Source organism: Streptomyces sp. NPDC004629, from assembly GCF_042873595.1.
Classification (GTDB): Bacteria; Actinomycetota; Actinomycetes; order Streptomycetales; family Streptomycetaceae; genus Streptomyces.
Map to the genome: position 1 here is coordinate 23,375 of NZ_JBIALO010000005.1, position 15,216 is coordinate 38,590.

The 15,216-nt window shown below is 71.7% G+C and carries 14 protein-coding genes; 1 reads left to right on the forward strand and 13 read right to left on the reverse strand.

Annotation, left to right across the window (positions count from 1 at the left end; genetic code table 11):
• Positions 1 to 67 precede the first annotated feature (67 nt).
• The 6 genes from carB to pyrR form a co-directional block, all read right to left on the reverse strand.
• The gene (gene carB / locus ACFYTE_RS08905; protein WP_388706878.1) at positions 68 to 3,376 is read right to left on the reverse strand and encodes a carbamoyl-phosphate synthase large subunit; all 3,309 of its coding nucleotides are present in this window, start codon (positions 3,374 to 3,376) and stop codon (positions 68 to 70) included.
• Entirely contained in the window at positions 3,369 to 4,526 is a 1,158-nt protein-coding gene (gene carA / locus ACFYTE_RS08910; RefSeq protein WP_388706881.1) for a glutamine-hydrolyzing carbamoyl-phosphate synthase small subunit, read from the reverse strand. Before carA ends, carB begins: the two co-directional genes overlap by 8 nt.
• On the reverse strand, positions 4,523 to 5,170 hold the full coding sequence (locus ACFYTE_RS08915; RefSeq protein WP_388706883.1) for a hypothetical protein: 648 nt from the start codon (positions 5,168 to 5,170) through the stop codon (positions 4,523 to 4,525). The genes carA and ACFYTE_RS08915 overlap by 4 nt, the downstream gene beginning before the upstream one ends.
• Entirely contained in the window at positions 5,167 to 6,453 is a 1,287-nt protein-coding gene (locus ACFYTE_RS08920; protein WP_388706886.1) for a dihydroorotase, read from the reverse strand. The genes ACFYTE_RS08915 and ACFYTE_RS08920 overlap by 4 nt, the downstream gene beginning before the upstream one ends.
• Before the next feature lie 5 nt (positions 6,454 to 6,458).
• Positions 6,459 to 7,439: an aspartate carbamoyltransferase catalytic subunit gene (locus tag ACFYTE_RS08925; protein WP_388706888.1), complete on the reverse strand. Its 981-nt coding sequence runs from the start codon at positions 7,437 to 7,439 to the stop codon at positions 6,459 to 6,461.
• A gap of 88 nt (positions 7,440 to 7,527) precedes the next feature.
• On the reverse strand, positions 7,528 to 8,097 hold the full coding sequence (gene pyrR, locus ACFYTE_RS08930; protein ID WP_388706891.1) for a bifunctional pyr operon transcriptional regulator/uracil phosphoribosyltransferase PyrR: 570 nt from the start codon (positions 8,095 to 8,097) through the stop codon (positions 7,528 to 7,530).
• 253 nt (positions 8,098 to 8,350) lie between these two features.
• On the opposite strand from pyrR, the gene bldD reads away from it, so the two are divergent.
• Positions 8,351 to 8,893, forward strand: a complete 543-nt coding sequence (gene bldD / locus ACFYTE_RS08935) for a transcriptional regulator BldD (protein ID WP_388706893.1) — start codon at positions 8,351 to 8,353, stop codon at positions 8,891 to 8,893.
• A 76-nt stretch (positions 8,894 to 8,969) separates the two neighbouring features.
• On the opposite strand, the gene nusB is transcribed toward bldD, so the two are convergent.
• From nusB to aroC, 7 genes are all read right to left on the reverse strand, one after another.
• Complete coding sequence (nusB, locus tag ACFYTE_RS08940; RefSeq protein WP_388706896.1) at positions 8,970 to 9,398, reverse strand: transcription antitermination factor NusB; 429 nt, start codon at positions 9,396 to 9,398, stop codon at positions 8,970 to 8,972.
• Between the two features lie 2 nt (positions 9,399 to 9,400).
• Positions 9,401 to 9,967: an elongation factor P gene (efp, locus tag ACFYTE_RS08945; protein ID WP_388706899.1), complete on the reverse strand. Its 567-nt coding sequence runs from the start codon at positions 9,965 to 9,967 to the stop codon at positions 9,401 to 9,403.
• An 86-nt stretch (positions 9,968 to 10,053) separates the two neighbouring features.
• The gene (locus ACFYTE_RS08950; RefSeq protein ID WP_388706902.1) at positions 10,054 to 11,160 is read right to left on the reverse strand and encodes an aminopeptidase P family protein; all 1,107 of its coding nucleotides are present in this window, start codon (positions 11,158 to 11,160) and stop codon (positions 10,054 to 10,056) included.
• 149 nt (positions 11,161 to 11,309) lie between these two features.
• Positions 11,310 to 12,182: a Pro-rich N-terminal domain-containing protein gene (locus ACFYTE_RS08955; RefSeq protein WP_388706905.1), complete on the reverse strand. Its 873-nt coding sequence runs from the start codon at positions 12,180 to 12,182 to the stop codon at positions 11,310 to 11,312.
• 187 nt (positions 12,183 to 12,369) lie between these two features.
• On the reverse strand, positions 12,370 to 13,461 hold the full coding sequence (aroB, locus tag ACFYTE_RS08960; protein WP_388706907.1) for a 3-dehydroquinate synthase: 1,092 nt from the start codon (positions 13,459 to 13,461) through the stop codon (positions 12,370 to 12,372).
• Complete coding sequence (locus ACFYTE_RS08965) at positions 13,458 to 13,940, reverse strand: shikimate kinase (protein ID WP_388707577.1); 483 nt, start codon at positions 13,938 to 13,940, stop codon at positions 13,458 to 13,460. Before ACFYTE_RS08965 ends, aroB begins: the two co-directional genes overlap by 4 nt.
• Positions 13,941 to 13,972: 32 nt before the next feature.
• A complete protein-coding gene (gene aroC, locus ACFYTE_RS08970) occupies positions 13,973 to 15,157 on the reverse strand; it encodes a chorismate synthase (protein ID WP_388706909.1) in 1,185 nt (394 codons plus the stop codon).
• Positions 15,158 to 15,216 lie beyond the last annotated feature (59 nt).

The window sequence follows — 15,216 nt, forward strand, 5'->3', positions numbered from 1 at the left end:
ACAAGAGGGCCTGAAGAAGGGCCCCAAGACGAGGGGGACACCGTTTCCGGTGTCCCCCTCGGGGCTGCTAGTCGCGGGCCGCGGTCAGGTGGTGTGCGTGTTCCTGGAGCGAGCGGACGCCCACGTCGCCGTGGGTGAGCGCGTCGATGCCCTGGACCGCCGCGGCGAGCGCCTGGACCGTCGTCAGACAGGGCACCGAGCGGGCCACCGCCGCCGTGCGGATCTCGTAGCCGTCGAGGCGGCCGCCGGTGCCGTAGGGCGTGTTCACGATGAGGTCGACCTCCCCGTCGTGCACGAGCTGGACGATGGTCCGCTCGCCGTTCGGTCCTGTGCCCTCGGACTGCTTGCGCACGACCGTGGCGTTGATGCCGTTGCGCTTGAGGACCTCGGCGGTGCCGGAGGTGGCGAGCAGTTCGAAGCCGTGGGCGACCAGTTCCCGGGCCGGGAAGATCATGGAGCGCTTGTCGCGGTTGGCGACCGAGATGAACGCCCGCCCCTTCGTCGGCAGCGGCCCGTACGCACCCGACTGCGACTTGGCGTACGCCGTGCCGAAGACGGAGTCGATGCCCATGACCTCGCCGGTGGAGCGCATCTCCGGGCCGAGCACGGTGTCCACGCCCCGGCCGTGGATGTCCCGGAAGCGCGACCAGGGCATGACGGCCTCCTTGACGGAGATCGGCGCGTCCAGCGGCAGCTCGCCGCCGTCGCTGTGCGCCGGGAGCAGCCCCTCGGCGCGCAGTTCGGCGACGGTCGCGCCGAGCGAGATCCGGGCGGCGGCCTTGGCCAGCGGCACCGCGGTCGCCTTCGAGGTGAAGGGGACGGTGCGGGAGGCGCGCGGGTTGGCCTCCAGGACGTACAGGATGTCGCCGGCCAGCGCGAACTGGATGTTGATCAGGCCGCGTACGCCGACGCCCCGGGCGATCGCCTCCGTCGAGGCGCGCAGCCGCTTGATGTCGAAGCCGCCGAGGGTGATCGGCGGCAGCGCGCACGCCGAGTCGCCGGAGTGGATGCCGGCCTCCTCGATGTGCTCCATGACCCCGCCGAGGTACAGCTCCTCGCCGTCGTAGAGCGCGTCGACATCGATCTCTATGGCGTCGTCGAGGAACCGGTCGACGAGCACCGGCCGGGAGGGGCTGATCTCGGTGGACTCGGCGATGTAGGAGGCGAGGCGGGTCTCGTCGTAGACGATCTCCATGCCGCGTCCGCCGAGGACGTACGAGGGCCGCACCAGGACCGGGTAGCCGATCTCGTCGGCGATGGCCTTGGCCTCCGCGAAGGCGGTGGCGGTGCCGTGCTTCGGGGCCGGCAGGCCGGCCTCCGCGAGCACCCGGCCGAAGGCGCCGCGGTCCTCGGCGGCGTGGATGGCCTCGGGCGGGGTCCCCACGATCGGCACGCCGTTGTCCTTGAGTGCCTGCGCAAGGCCGAGCGGCGTCTGGCCGCCGAGCTGCACGATCACGCCCGCGATCGGGCCGGCCTGCGACTCCGCGTGGACGATCTCCAGCACGTCCTCCAGCGTCAGCGGCTCGAAGTAGAGGCGGTCGGAGGTGTCGTAGTCCGTGGAGACGGTCTCCGGGTTGCAGTTGACCATCACGGTCTCGTACCCGGCGTCGGACAGCGCGAAGGACGCGTGCACGCAGGAGTAGTCGAACTCGATGCCCTGGCCGATGCGGTTGGGTCCGGAGCCCAGGATGATCACCGCGGGCTTCTCGCGCGGCGCGACCTCGCTCTCCTCGTCGTAGGAGGAGTAGAAGTACGGCGTCCGCGCGGCGAACTCGGCGGCGCACGTGTCGACCGTCTTGTACACCGGGCGGATGCCGAGCGCGTGCCGCACCTCGCGGACGACGTCCTCGCGCAGCCCGCGGATCTCGCCGATCTGCTGGTCGGAGAAGCCGTGCCGCTTGGCCTCGGCCAGCAGGTCGGCGGTCAGCTCGGCGGCGGCGCCCAGCTCGTCCGCGATCTCCTTGATCAGGAAGAGCTGGTCCACGAACCACGGGTCGATCCGGGTGGCCTCGAAGACCTCCTCGGGCGTGGCGCCCGCGCGGATCGCCTGCATCACGGTGTTGATCCGGCCGTCCGTGGGGCGCACGGACTCCGCGAGGAGGGCGGTCTTGTCGCCCGGTGCGCCGACGAACGTGAACTGGCTGCCCTTCTTCTCCAGCGAGCGCAGCGCCTTCTGGAAGGCCTCGGTGAAGTTGCGGCCGATGGCCATGGCCTCGCCGACCGACTTCATGGTGGTGGTCAGCGTGGAGTCGGCGCTCGGGAACTTCTCGAAGGCGAACCGCGGCGCCTTGACGACGACGTAGTCGAGGGTCGGTTCGAAGGAGGCCGGGGTCTCCTGGGTGATGTCGTTCGGGATCTCGTCGAGGGTGTAGCCGACGGCGAGCTTGGCCGCGATCTTGGCGATCGGGAAGCCGGTCGCCTTGGAGGCCAGGGCCGACGAACGCGACACGCGCGGGTTCATCTCGATGACGATCACGCGGCCGTCGTCGGGGTTCACCGCGAACTGGATGTTGCAGCCGCCGGTGTCCACGCCGACCTCGCGGATCACGGCGATGCCGATGTCGCGCAGGATCTGGTACTCGCGGTCGGTCAGGGTCATCGCCGGGGCGACGGTGATCGAGTCACCGGTGTGCACGCCCATGGGGTCGAAGTTCTCGATGGAGCAGACGACCACGACGTTGTCGTTCTTGTCGCGCATCAGCTCCAGCTCGTACTCCTTCCAGCCGAGGATCGACTCCTCCAGGAGCACCTCGGTGGTCGGGGACAGCGTGAGGCCCTGGCCGGCGATGCGGCGCAGTTCGTCCTCGTCGTGGGCGAAGCCGGAACCGGCGCCGCCCATGGTGAAGGAGGGGCGGACGACGACCGGGTAGCCGCCGAGCTCGTCGACGCCCGCCAGCACCTCGTCCATGGAGTGGCAGATCACGGAGCGGGCGGACTCGCCGTGTCCGGTCTTGCGGCGGACCTCCGCCACGACCTCCTTGAACCGGTCGCGGTCCTCGCCCTTGTGGATGGCGTCCACGTGGGCGCCGATCAGCTCGACGCCGTACTTCTCCAGGACGCCGTTGTCGTGCAGCGAGATCGCGGTGTTGAGGGCCGTCTGGCCGCCCAGGGTGGGCAGCAGGGCGTCGGGGCGCTCCTTGGCGATGATCTTCTCGACGAACTCCGGGGTGATCGGCTCGACGTAGGTGGCGTCGGCGATCTCCGGGTCGGTCATGATCGTCGCGGGGTTGGAGTTGACGAGGACGACGCGCAGTCCCTCGGCCCTGAGCACCCGGCACGCCTGCGTACCGGAGTAGTCGAACTCGGCGGCCTGGCCGATGACGATCGGACCCGAGCCGATGACCAGGACGGACTGGATATCGGTGCGCTTAGGCACGCTGGCCCTCCATCAGGGATACGAAGCGGTCGAACAGGTAGGCGGCGTCGTGCGGGCCCGCTGCCGCTTCGGGGTGGTACTGGACGGAGAAGGCCGGCTGGTCGAGCAGGTGCAGCCCCTCCACGACGTCGTCGTTGAGGCAGACGTGGGACACCTCGGCGCGGCCGAAGGGCGTCTCGCTGACCCGGTCGAGCGGCGCGTCCACGGCGAAGCCGTGGTTGTGCGCGGTGACCTCCACCTTGCCGGTCGTACGGTCCTGCACCGGCTGGTTGATGCCCCGGTGGCCGTACTTGAGCTTGTAGGTGCCGAAGCCGAGGGCGCGGCCCAGGATCTGGTTGCCGAAGCAGATCCCGAACAGCGGCGTGCGCCGTTCGAGGACGGCGGTCATCAGCGCCACCGGGCCGTCGGCGGTGGCCGGGTCGCCGGGCCCGTTGGAGAAGAACACGCCGTCGGGCGCGACGGCGTACACGTCCTCGGGGGTGGCGGTGGCGGGCAGCACATGGACCTCGATGCCCCGCTCGGCCATGCGGTGCGGGGTCATGCCCTTGATCCCGAGGTCGATCGCGGCGACGGTGAACCGTTTCCCGCCGATCGCCGGGACCACGTACGCCTCCTTGGTGGCGACCTCCTCGTAGAGGCTCGCGCCCTTCATGTGCGGCTGGGCCCGCACGCGCGCGAGGAGGTCCGCGTCGGCGGCGATCGCGTCGCCGGAGAAGACTCCGGCCCGCATGGAGCCGCGCTCGCGCAGATGGCGGGTGAGGGCGCGGGTGTCGATCCCGGAGATGCCGACGACGTTCTGCGCGAGCAGTTCGTCGTCCAGGGAGCGCCTGGCGCGCCAGTTGGACGGCACGCGCGCGGGGTCGCGCACCGCGTAGCCGGACACCCAGATGCGGCGGGACTCGTCGTCCTCGTCGTTCCAGCCGGTGTTGCCGATCTGCGGGGCGGTCGCGACGACGATCTGGCGGTCGTACGACGGGTCGGTGAGGGTTTCCTGGTAGCCGGTCATGCCGGTGGCGAACACGGCCTCGCCGAAGGTCTCCCCCACGGCCCCGTAGGCGCGGCCGCGGAAGATCCGGCCGTCCTCCAGGACGAGTACCGCGGGAAGCACCCCTTTCCTCTGCGAGGCGTTCTCCTTCGTGGAGGTCGTCATCGTTCGGCGCCTTCCGTGCTGTCTGTCTTGATCATGGAGTTGATGGCGTCGACCCAGTCGCCGTGCTCGGCCGCGCGGTCGGAGCGGAAGCCGGAGTCGATCAGCCGGTCGCCGTGCGCCCAGGTCACCACGAGCAGGCCGCCCTCGGTGAGGACCTTGCCCGCGATGCCCTTGTCGAGCCGGGCCTCGCGCAGCGCGCCGGCCGGGACGAAGAAGTCGGCGGCCCCCGGGCGTACGACGTCCAGGCCCGCGTCCGTCAGCGTCAGCTCGGCGCGGCTGCGGGTGCCCAGGCCGTGCGCCACGATGCGGTCCAGCCACTGCCCGGCGGTGGTGGAGCCGTGGTAGCGGCCGCTCATCGTCAGTGTGGCCGGGCCGGGGTCGTGCGGCGTTCCGGGCAGGGGCGGCTCGCCGCCTCCGTCGAGGGTGGCGGAAGGAGACGGGCGGGCCGGCAACGCGGGCAGGTCGCCCTGGAGGTGGCCGCGCCACTTCCAGCCCTCGCGCATCAGCCAGTAGACGAGCGCCACGAAGAGGGCGAGTGCGACGAGCCAGCCGATCCGGGCGGCCCAGTCGGTGACCGGGGCCGACTTCTGTTCGGCGGCGAGCGCGGGCGCCAGTCCGGCCGCGAGCAGTGGTGCAGGTGTCACGTGAGCTTCCCGTCGACGAGCGTGGCCTTGCCCCGCAGCCATGTGTGGGTGACACGGCCCGGCAGCTCGCGACCCTCGTACGGGGTGTTGCGGCTGCGCGAGGCGAAGCCCGCGGGGTCCACCCGGCCACGGTATGCCGTGTCGACCAGGGTGAGGTGGGCGGGCTCGCCTGCCGAGACGGGACGGCCGTGGCCGGTGGCCCGGCCGATGCGCGCGGGGGCGAACGACATGCGGTCGGCGACGCCCGCCCAGTCCAGCAGACCGGTGTCGACCATGGTCTCCTGCACCACCGACAGCGCCGTCTCCAGGCCGACCATGCCCATGGCGGCCGCGGCCCACTCGCAGTCCTTGTCCTCGTGCGGGTGCGGGGCGTGGTCGGTCGCGACGATGTCGATCGTGCCGTCGGCAAGGGCCTCGCGCAGGGCCCGCACATCGCGCTCGGTGCGCAGCGGCGGGTTGACCTTGTAGACCGGGTCGTACGAGCGCACCAGTTCGTCGGTGAGCAGCAGGTGGTGCGGGGTGACCTCGGCGGTGACGGCGATGCCGCGGGACTTGGCCCAGCGGACGATCTCCACGGATCCCGCGGTGGACAGATGGCAGATGTGGACGCGGGAGCCGACATGCTCGGCGAGCAGCACGTCGCGCGCGATGATCGATTCCTCGGCGACCGCGGGCCAGCCGCCCAGGCCCAGCTCGGCGGAGACGACGCCCTCGTTCATCTGGGCGCCCTCGGTCAGCCGCGGCTCCTGCGCGTGCTGGGCGACCACTCCGCCGAACGCCTTCACGTACTCCAGCGCGCGCCGCATGATCACGGCGTCGTCGACGCACTTGCCGTCGTCGGAGAAGACGGTGACGCCCGCGGCGGACTCGTGCATGGCGCCCAGTTCGGCGAGCTGCTTGCCTTCCAGGCCGACGGTGACGGCGCCGATCGGCTGTACGTCGCAGTAGCCGTGCTCCCGCCCGAGCCGGTAGACCTGCTCGACCACGCCCGCGGTGTCGGCGACCGGGAAGGTGTTGGCCATGGCGAACACGGCGGTGTAGCCGCCCGAGGCGGCGGCGCGGGTGCCGGTCAGCACGGTCTCGGAGTCCTCGCGGCCGGGCTCGCGCAGATGGGTGTGCAGGTCGACGAGGCCGGGGAGCAGGACCTTCCCGGCGGCGTCGACGACCTCGGCGCCCGCGGCGTCGAGCCCGCTACCCACGGCGGCGATGGTCTCGCCGTCGATCAGGACGTCCTGCGCTGCACCGCCGAGCACCTCGGCACCACGGATCAGGATCTTGCTCATGGTTCTCACTTCTCCTCGGTGGTGCGGGCCTGGGTGACGGCGGGCTCGTTGCCGCCGAGCAGCAGGTAGAGCACGGCCATCCGGATGGACACTCCGTTGGTGACCTGTTCGACGGCGGTGCAGCGGTCGGAGTCGGCGACCTCGGCGGTGATCTCCATGCCGCGGACCATCGGGCCGGGGTGCATGACGATGGCGTGCTCGGGCATCCGCGCCATCCGGTCGGCGTCGAGGCCGTAGCGCCGGGCGTACTCGCGCTCGGTCGGGAAGAAGGCGGCGCTCATCCGCTCCCGCTGCACCCGCAGCATCATCACCGCGTCGGACTTGGGCAGCGTGGCGTCGAGGTCGTAGGAGACCTCGCAGGGCCATGCCCCGATGCCGACCGGCAGCAGGGTGGGCGGGGCGACCAGGGTGACCTCGGCGCCCAGGGTGTGCAGCAGGTCGACGTTGGAGCGGGCGACGCGGCTGTGCAGGACGTCACCGACGACGGTGATGCGCCGGCCGGCGAGGTCCCGGCCGAGTCCGGCGTCCCGGCCGACCAGCCGGCGGCGCATGGTGAACGCGTCGAGCAGCGCCTGGGTGGGGTGCTGGTGGGTGCCGTCGCCGGCGTTGATCACGGCGGCGTCGATCCAGCCGGAGTTGGCCAGGCGGTAGGGGGCGCCGGAGGCGCCGTGCCGGATGACGACGGCGTCGACGCCCATGGCCTCCAGGGTCTGTGCGGTGTCCTTCAGGGACTCGCCCTTGGAGACGCTGGACCCCTTGGCGGTGAAGTTGATGACGTCCGCGGACAGCCGCTTCTCGGCGGCCTCGAAGGAGATCCGGGTGCGGGTGGAGTCCTCGAAGAAGAGGTTGACGATCGTGCGGCCGCGCAGGGTCGGCAGCTTCTTGATCGGCCGGTCGGCGACCCGGGCCATCTCCTCGGCGGTGTCGAGGATCAGGACGGCGTCGTCGCGGGTGAGGTCGGCGGCCGAGATGAGATGGCGCTGCATCTGTCAGGCTCCGTAAGGCAGTTCAGGTATCGGGAGAATCCGGGCAGGCGTGGGCACGGTGACGCGGCGCACGGCGCGCGCCGACGTGCTACTGATCGCCCGGGGCGGCCTGCTTGACGCCGAGCAGCACAGTGTCGCGACCGTCCTCCTCGGTGAGCTGGACCTTGACCGTCTCCCGCAGCGACGTGGGGAGGTTCTTGCCGACGTAGTCGGCGCGGATGGGCAACTCGCGGTGGCCACGGTCGACGAGGACCGCGAGCTGCACGGCACGGGGGCGCCCGATGTCGCCAAGGGCGTCGAGGGCGGCGCGGATGGTGCGGCCGGAGAAGAGCACGTCGTCGACGAGGACGACCAGCCGGCCGTCGATGCCGTCACCGGGGATGTCGGTGCGGGCCAGCGCGCGCGGCGGGTGCAGACGCAGGTCGTCGCGGTACATCGTGATGTCGAGCGAGCCGGCCGGAACCTTGCGGTCGGTGATCTCGGCGAGCTTGGCGGCGAGCCGCTGCGCGAGGAAGACACCCCGGGTCGGAATGCCGAGGAGCACCACGTCGTCGGCGCCCTTGGCGCGCTCGACGATCTCGTGGGCGATGCGGGTCAACACCCGCGCGATGTCGGCACCTTCGAGCACGGGCCGGGCATCGGACGCTTGCATGTCCATACGAAACGGACCTCCTTCTCCGCCTCACGGGACGGACCTTAAAGGACGTCGGAATTGCGCCATCTACCGTAGCAGGTCGCCCGGACCACCCTAGTCACCCGATTGGCGCAATCGTTCGCCGGCACCACGGAAGAGTCGGTGTGGACCATTCGGCTTGACGCAGAAGTGTCACGCTGCGTAACCTCACAGTGAGTTACCAGCCGCGCGGCGGGAATCGCAGCCGGCCGCGTCGACACAGTGTCCGGGGAGCTATATGTCCAGCGAATACGCCAAACAGCTCGGGGCCAAGCTCCGGGCCATCCGCACCCAGCAGGGCCTTTCCCTCCACGGTGTCGAGGAGAAGTCCCAGGGCCGCTGGAAGGCAGTCGTCGTCGGCTCGTACGAGCGCGGCGACCGCGCCGTGACCGTGCAGCGCCTCGCGGAGCTGGCGGACTTCTATGGCGTTCCCGTGCAGGAACTGCTGCCCGGCACGACCCCGGGCGGCGCCGCCGAGCCGCCGCCCAAGCTGGTCCTGGACCTGGAGCGGCTGGCCACCGTGCCGGCCGAGAAGGCGGGTCCCCTGCAGCGTTACGCGGCGACGATCCAGTCGCAGCGCGGAGACTACAACGGCAAGGTGCTGTCGATCCGCCAGGACGACCTGCGCACACTCGCCGTCATCTACGACCAGTCGCCGTCGGTCCTCACCGAGCAGCTGATCAGCTGGGGCGTGCTGGACGCGGACGCGCGCCGTGCCGTGGCCACCCCGGCGGTTTTTGCCGTCGTACGACCTCGCAGGGGGGCGCGACAACCTGCGTGAGCACCCCGAGGAGCGCCGCAGGCGCCCTTCTGCAGCCTTCCCGCGGCGCCCCGGCAGCCTGCGGGCGCGGGCCGGTCTAATCGCGCCGCAGCGAGGGCTTCAGCTCCTTCAGCCGGCCGAGCAGCCCGTTGACGAACGCGGGCGACTCGTCCGTGGAGAACTCCTTGGCCAACTGCACCATCTCGTCGAGGACGACGGCGTCCGGGGTCTCGTCGCCCCAGATCAGCTCGTGGGCGCCGAGCCGCAGGATGTTGCGGTCCACGACCGGCATCCGGTCGAGCGTCCAGCCGACCGAGTACTGGGCGATCAGCTCGTCGATGCGCTCCGCGTGCTCCGCGTAGCCCTCGACCAGCTGCATCGTGTACTCGCTCACCGGCGGCTGCCGGGGGTCGGTCCGCGAGAGCCGGATCCAGTCAGCGAGGACCGTCAGGACCCCGGCACCGCGCTGGTCGGCCTCGAAGAGGATCTGGAAGGCACGTTTGCGGGCCGTGTTGCGGGCAGCCACGGTTAGCTGTTCACCCGGCCGAGGTAGTCGCTCGTGCGGGTGTCGACCTTGATCTTCTCACCGGTGGTGATGAAGAGCGGAACCTGGATCTGGTGGCCGGTCTCCAGCGTGGCGGGCTTGGTGCCGCCGGTGGAGCGGTCGCCCTGGACGCCGGGCTCGGTCTCCTGGATGGTCAGCTCGACGGCGGCGGGCAGCTCCACGAAGAGCACCTCGCCCTCGTGCTGCGCCACGGTGGCCTCGAAACCCTCGATCAGGAAGTTGGCGGCGTCGCCGACGACCTTGCGGTCGATGTGCAGCTGGTCGTAGGTCTCCATGTCCATGAAGACGAAGTAGTCGCCGTCCATGTACGAGAACTGCATGTCGCGCTTGTCGACAGTGGCCGTCTCGACCTTGACACCGGCGTTGAAGGTCTTGTCGACGACCTTGCCGGAGAGCACGTTCTTGAGCTTGGTACGCACGAATGCCGGGCCCTTGCCGGGCTTGACGTGCTGGAACTCGACGACGGACCAGAGCTGGCCGCCTTCGAGCTTGAGCACCAGGCCGTTCTTGAGGTCGTTCGTGGAAGCCACGGTTGCGGAATCTCCTGGACTGACGTGGACGACCCCGGGGCACGAACCGAGCGGCGCCGGGACGTGCCTGCACCTCCCTGCGTTCGCTACAGCGCGAGCAGCTCCTTGGTCGTGATGGTGAGTAGCTCGGGTCCGCCGTCCGCCTCGGGGCGCACGACGAGCGTGTCATCGATCCGGACACCGCCCCGTCCCGGGAGGTGGACCCCCGGCTCGACGGTGACCGGCACGCAAGCGTCCAGTTTACCCATGACGGCGGGGCCCAACTGAGGGTCCTCGTCGATTTCGAGTCCGACACCGTGTCCGGTGACGGGTGGCAGCCCCTCGCCGTAGCCCGCGCAGTCCAGCACCTGACGGGCGGCGCGGTCCACGTCGCGGAACGCTGCGCCGGGCGCTAGGGCCTCCCGGCCGGCCCGCTGGGCGGCGAAGACCAGGTCGTACAGCTCGACCTGCCAGTCGGCGGGGGACGTGCCGATGACGAAGGTCCGGCCGATCTCGCAGCGATAGCCCCGGTACGCGGCGCCCAGGCAGACGGAGAGGAAGTCGCCCTCCTCGACCCGCCGGTCGGTGGGGCGGTGACCGCGGCGCCCGGAGTGGGGTCCGGTGGCGACGGAGGTCGGGAACGCGGGCCCGTCGGCGCCGTGGTCGACCAGGCGCCGCTCCAGCTCCAGCGCGAGGTGCCGCTCGGTGCGGCCCACCAGGATCGACTCCAGCAGCTCGCCGAGGGCCTGGTCGGCGATCTCCGCGCCGATCCGCAGAAAGGCGATCTCCTCCTCGTCCTTGACGACCCGCAGCTGCTCGACGGCCGTGCCGAGATCGGTGAGGCGCAGACCGGGGGCGGCGGAGACGGCGGCCCGGTAGCGGGCCATGGTGAGGTGGTGTTCCTCGACCGCGAGGGTGTCGGCCCCCTGGCCGGCGGCGAGACCCGCGGCGGCCACGGCCGGGTCACTACCGGGCGTGGGCAGGACGTGCACGCGCAGGTTCTCGTCCGGCCGTCCCTCGGTGGGGCGGTCGTCGGGCGGTTCGGCGCACACCAACAGGTCCTCGCTGCTGCCGAGGAGCATGACCGCGCCCTGCGGGGCGGCGCCGGCGAGATAGCGCACATTGGCGGGGCGGGTGACGAGCGCCGCCGCGGTGCCGGCCGCGGTGCAGCGCTCCCTCAGGCGGGAGCGGCGGTTCACGTACACCTCTGACATGAGTCGAGCCTAGAAGCGGTGACCGGATTGTGCCGGTTGAGAGGCTGCCGTTCGAGGGATCGGGGGCGCGGACGGCCGTGTCCCGGGTCCGGGCAGGGGTGCCGCGCGGCCGGTCCGCGGGCGCCGGCGAGGGGTGTGCCCGTCCCGGTTCACCAGGTGGGCGGGCTCGCTATCGCCCTGGCCAGGACGTCGTTCAGGACGCGGGCCGTGCCGGGCACGTCCAGCTGGGAATTGTCGATGATCGGCAGCCCCGAGCCGTACCACCCGGCCATGCGGCCGTGGATGCGGGCGACCTCCTCGTCGGTCAGCCTGCGGTTGCCGGTGCGTTCGGCGTTGCGCTCCAGGACGATGTCGAGGCCGGGCAGCAGCACGACCGGGAGCAGGCCGGGGCCGACATGCCGCTTCCAGCCGCCGAGGCCCACCACCGGACGGTCCGGGAACACGGCGTCGTCGAGGATGCAGGAGATGCCGTTGGCCAGGAAGTTGCGCGCGGCGAAACCGCAGGTGCGGCGGGCCAGCCGGTACTGCGCTTCGGAGTGGTCGTTCCAGCCGGTCTGGGGGTCGGCGAAGCCGGAGCGTACCCATTCGCGTACGTCGTCGAGGCTGATGTGGGCGGTGGGGACCCGTCGGTGGTCCGCCCAGTACTTGGCGACGCTCGTCTTGCCCGCGCCCGCGGGGCCGATGAGCAGCACGGCCAGCGTCGTGGTGGTCGCGTCCGGCGCGGTGGCGGTGGCGGGCGGTGTGCTGGGCGCGGGGACGGGGCCGCCCGGTGGCAACGGCACATGCCCGGTGCTGTCCGGCACGGGCGGGGCGGACGGGGCGGGGGTGTGCCGCGGGGGTGCGGGCGGCACCGGTCCCGCTGGGGCGCCGGTGAAGCCCGGCACGGGTGGCGGCGGGGGCACGGGGGCGGGACCCTGGTGGGCTCCCGCTCCCGGGTGGTGTGCGGCCGGCGACCAGCCGGCGGCCGGTTCCTGCCCCGGCTGGTGGGGCGGCGGCAGCGGTGACCCCACTGCGTGCTGCATCCGGTGCCACTCCGTCTCGTTCTTCTCGGGCTCACTCCGCCGCTGGCCCTGGGCGCCGGCCACGGAGTGCGAGCCCCCGCTCGCTACCGAACGGTACCGTCCCCGGCCGTCGTTTGGTGAAACGGCCGAGGACGGTCCGAAGTGCCCGCTCCGCGAGGCGAATCGGACGGATGGAGCGCGGGCGGACTTACTGCCCCACTTCGCCGTAGGCGGCGAGCAGCACGGCCGGGTCCGGTCCCTCCAGGACGGTGGGCTTGGCGAGCCCGTCCAGGACGATGAAGCGCAGCAGGTCGCCGCGGGACTTCTTGTCGACCCTCATCGTCTCCACCAGCTTGGGCCACTGGTCGTGGCGGTAGTGCAGGGGCAGCCCCACCGACTCCAGGACGGTGCGGTGGCGGTCGGCGGTCGCGTCGTCCAACCGGCCCGCGAGACGGCCGAGTTCGGCGGCGAAGTGCATGCCCACGGCCACGGCCGCGCCGTGCCGCCATTGGTAGCGTTCGTTCTTCTCGATGGCGTGGCCGAGCGTATGGCCGTAGTTGAGGATCTCCCGCAGGCCGGACTCCTTCAGGTCGGCGGAGACCACCTCCGCCTTCACCCGGATCGAGCGCTCGATCAGTTCGGCCGTGTGCGGACCGGCCGGGGTGCGGGCTGCCTCGGGGTCCGACTCGATGAGGTCCAGGATGACCGGGTCGGCGATGAACCCGGCCTTGATGATCTCGGCGAGACCGGAGACGTAGTCGTGCACGGGGAGCGTCTCCAGCGCGGCGAGGTCGCACAGCACGCCCGCGGGCGGATGGAAGGCGCCGACGAGGTTCTTGCCCTCGGCCGTGTTGATCCCGGTCTTGCCGCCGACCGCCGCGTCCACCATGGCCAGCACGGTCGTCGGTACGGCGATCCAGCGGACGCCGCGCAGCCAGGTCGCGGCGACGAATCCGGCGAGGTCGGTGGTCGCGCCGCCGCCCACGCCGACGATGACGTCGGTGCGGGTGAACCCGGACTGGCCGAGCGCCTTCCAGCAGTAGGCGGCGACCTCGGCGGTCTTGGCCTCCTCCGCGTTCGGCACCTGGACGGCGATCGCCTCGTAGCCCTGCTCGGCCAGGTCGGCGCGGAGCGCGTCGCCGGTCTCGGCCAGCGCTTCGGGGTGGACGACCGCGACCCGCTTGGCCCGCGGCCCCACCAGGCGGGGCAGTTCGCCCAGGAGCCGGCGGCCGACCAGGACCTCGTAGGGTTCCGTGCCCGCTGTGCCGCCGACCTGGATCCGCGTCACCGTCTCGCTCATGCTTCCTTCAACTCCAGTGCGTTCAGGGCCTCTTGGGTGACCTCTTCGGGCGTGCGGCCGTCGGTGGCCACGACCGCGGTGGCGACCTCCTCGTACAGGTGCCGGCGCGCCTCCATCAGGTCCCGCCACTGCCGGCGCGGATTGACCGCCAGCAGCGGCCGGGCCACGTTCAGACCGGTGCGCCTGACCGCCTCCTCCACGTCCATGGAGAGGTAGACCACCCGGTGCCCGGACAGCAGGGCGCGGGTGTCCGCGTCGAGGATCGCGCCGCCGCCCAGCGCCAGCACGCCTGCGTGCTCGGCGAGCGCGGTGCGCACCGCCCGCTTCTCGATCGCGCGGAACGCGGCCTCGCCGTCATCCACGAAGATCTCGGCGATGGTCCGCGCCTCGGCGGCCACGATGTCGTCGTCGGTGTCCCGGTAGGGCACGCCGAGGCGGACGGCCAGTAGTTCCCCGACGGTGGACTTACCCACCCCCATCGGCCCCACGAGCACGATCGCAGGCACGGCGCTCACCGGATCGTGAGGCTGTCGAGGTAGGAACGCACGTTGCGTCGGGTCTCCGGCACGCTGTCGCCGCCGAACTTCTCCGCGACCGCGTCCGCCAGCACCAGGGCGACCATCGCCTCCGCGACGATCCCCGCGGCCGGCACCGCGCACACATCCGACCGCTGGTGGTGCGCCCGGGCCGGCTCGCCGGTGGCCACGTCGACGGTGGCAAGGGCGCGCGGCACCGTAGCGATCGGCTTCATCGCCGCCCGCACCCGCAGCAGTTCACCCGTCGACAGCCCGCCCTCGGTCCCGCCGGAGCGGCCGGACGCACGCCGGATGCCCTCCGGCGTGGTCACGATCTCGTCATGTGCCTTCGACCCCGGCACCCGCGCCAGGCCGAACCCGTCACCCAGCTCGACGCCCTTGATCGCCTGGATGCCCATCAGCGCCGCGGCCAGCCGCGCGTCCAGCTTCCGGTCCCAGTGCACATGCGAACCGAGCCCCACCGGCACCCCGTAGGCCAGCACCTCGACCACACCGCCGAGCGTGTCACCGTCCTTGCGGGCCTGGTCGATCTCCGCGACCATCGCCTTCGACGCGTCCGCGTCCAGGCAGCGCACCGGGTCCGCGTCCAGCCGCTCGACATCGGCGGGCGTCGGGTACACGCCGTACGGCGCCTTCGCCGCCGCCAGTTCCACGACGTGGCTGACGACCTCGATCCCCGCGGTCTCCTTCAGATACGACCTGGCCACCGCGCCGAGCGCCACCCGCGCCGCGGTCTCCCGCGCCGAGGCCCGCTCCAGGATCGGCCGGGCCTCGTCGAACCCGTACTTCTGCATCCCCGCCAGATCGGCGTGCCCCGGACGCGGCCGGGTCAGCGGCGCGTTGCGGGCCAGCCCCTCCAGCACCTGCGGATCCACCGGATCGGCCGCCATGACCTGTTCCCACTTCGGCCATTCGGTGTTGCCCACCATGACCGCCACCGGCGAGCCCAGCGTCAGCCCGTGCCGCACCCCGCCCAGGAACGTGACCTCGTCCCGCTCGAACGACATCCGAGCGCCCCGCCCGTACCCGAGCCGCCGCCGGGCCAGCTGGTCCGCCACCATCTCCGTGGTGATCGGCACGCCGGCGGGGAGGCCCTCCAGCGTCGCGACGAGTGCGGGACCGTGGGACTCCCCCGCGGTCAGCCAACGCAGCCTGCTCAACGGTGCTCCTCTGGGATCGCGCCCTGGTACTGCCCTGCGTACGCGCGTCCTCGCGTACG

What these genes read in the sequence shown, in the direction of transcription:
- ACFYTE_RS08950 (WP_388706902.1), bottom strand. Translation starts at nt 11,160, where the DNA reads ATGTCAGAGGTGTACGTGAACCGCCGCTCCCGCCTGAGGGAGCGCTGC.
- bldD (WP_388706893.1), top strand. Translation starts at nt 8,351, where the DNA reads ATGTCCAGCGAATACGCCAAACAGCTCGGGGCCAAGCTCCGGGCCATC.
- ACFYTE_RS08955 (WP_388706905.1), bottom strand. Translation starts at nt 12,182, where the DNA reads ATGCAGCACGCAGTGGGGTCACCGCTGCCGCCGCCCCACCAGCCGGGG.
- ACFYTE_RS08920 (WP_388706886.1), bottom strand. Translation starts at nt 6,453, where the DNA reads ATGAGCAAGATCCTGATCCGTGGTGCCGAGGTGCTCGGCGGTGCAGCG.
- aroB (WP_388706907.1), bottom strand. Translation starts at nt 13,461, where the DNA reads ATGAGCGAGACGGTGACGCGGATCCAGGTCGGCGGCACAGCGGGCACG.
- ACFYTE_RS08925 (WP_388706888.1), bottom strand. Translation starts at nt 7,439, where the DNA reads ATGCAGCGCCATCTCATCTCGGCCGCCGACCTCACCCGCGACGACGCC.
- ACFYTE_RS08965 (WP_388707577.1), bottom strand. Translation starts at nt 13,940, where the DNA reads ATGGGGGTGGGTAAGTCCACCGTCGGGGAACTACTGGCCGTCCGCCTC.
- pyrR (WP_388706891.1), bottom strand. Translation starts at nt 8,097, where the DNA reads ATGGACATGCAAGCGTCCGATGCCCGGCCCGTGCTCGAAGGTGCCGAC.
- carA (WP_388706881.1), bottom strand. Translation starts at nt 4,526, where the DNA reads ATGACGACCTCCACGAAGGAGAACGCCTCGCAGAGGAAAGGGGTGCTT.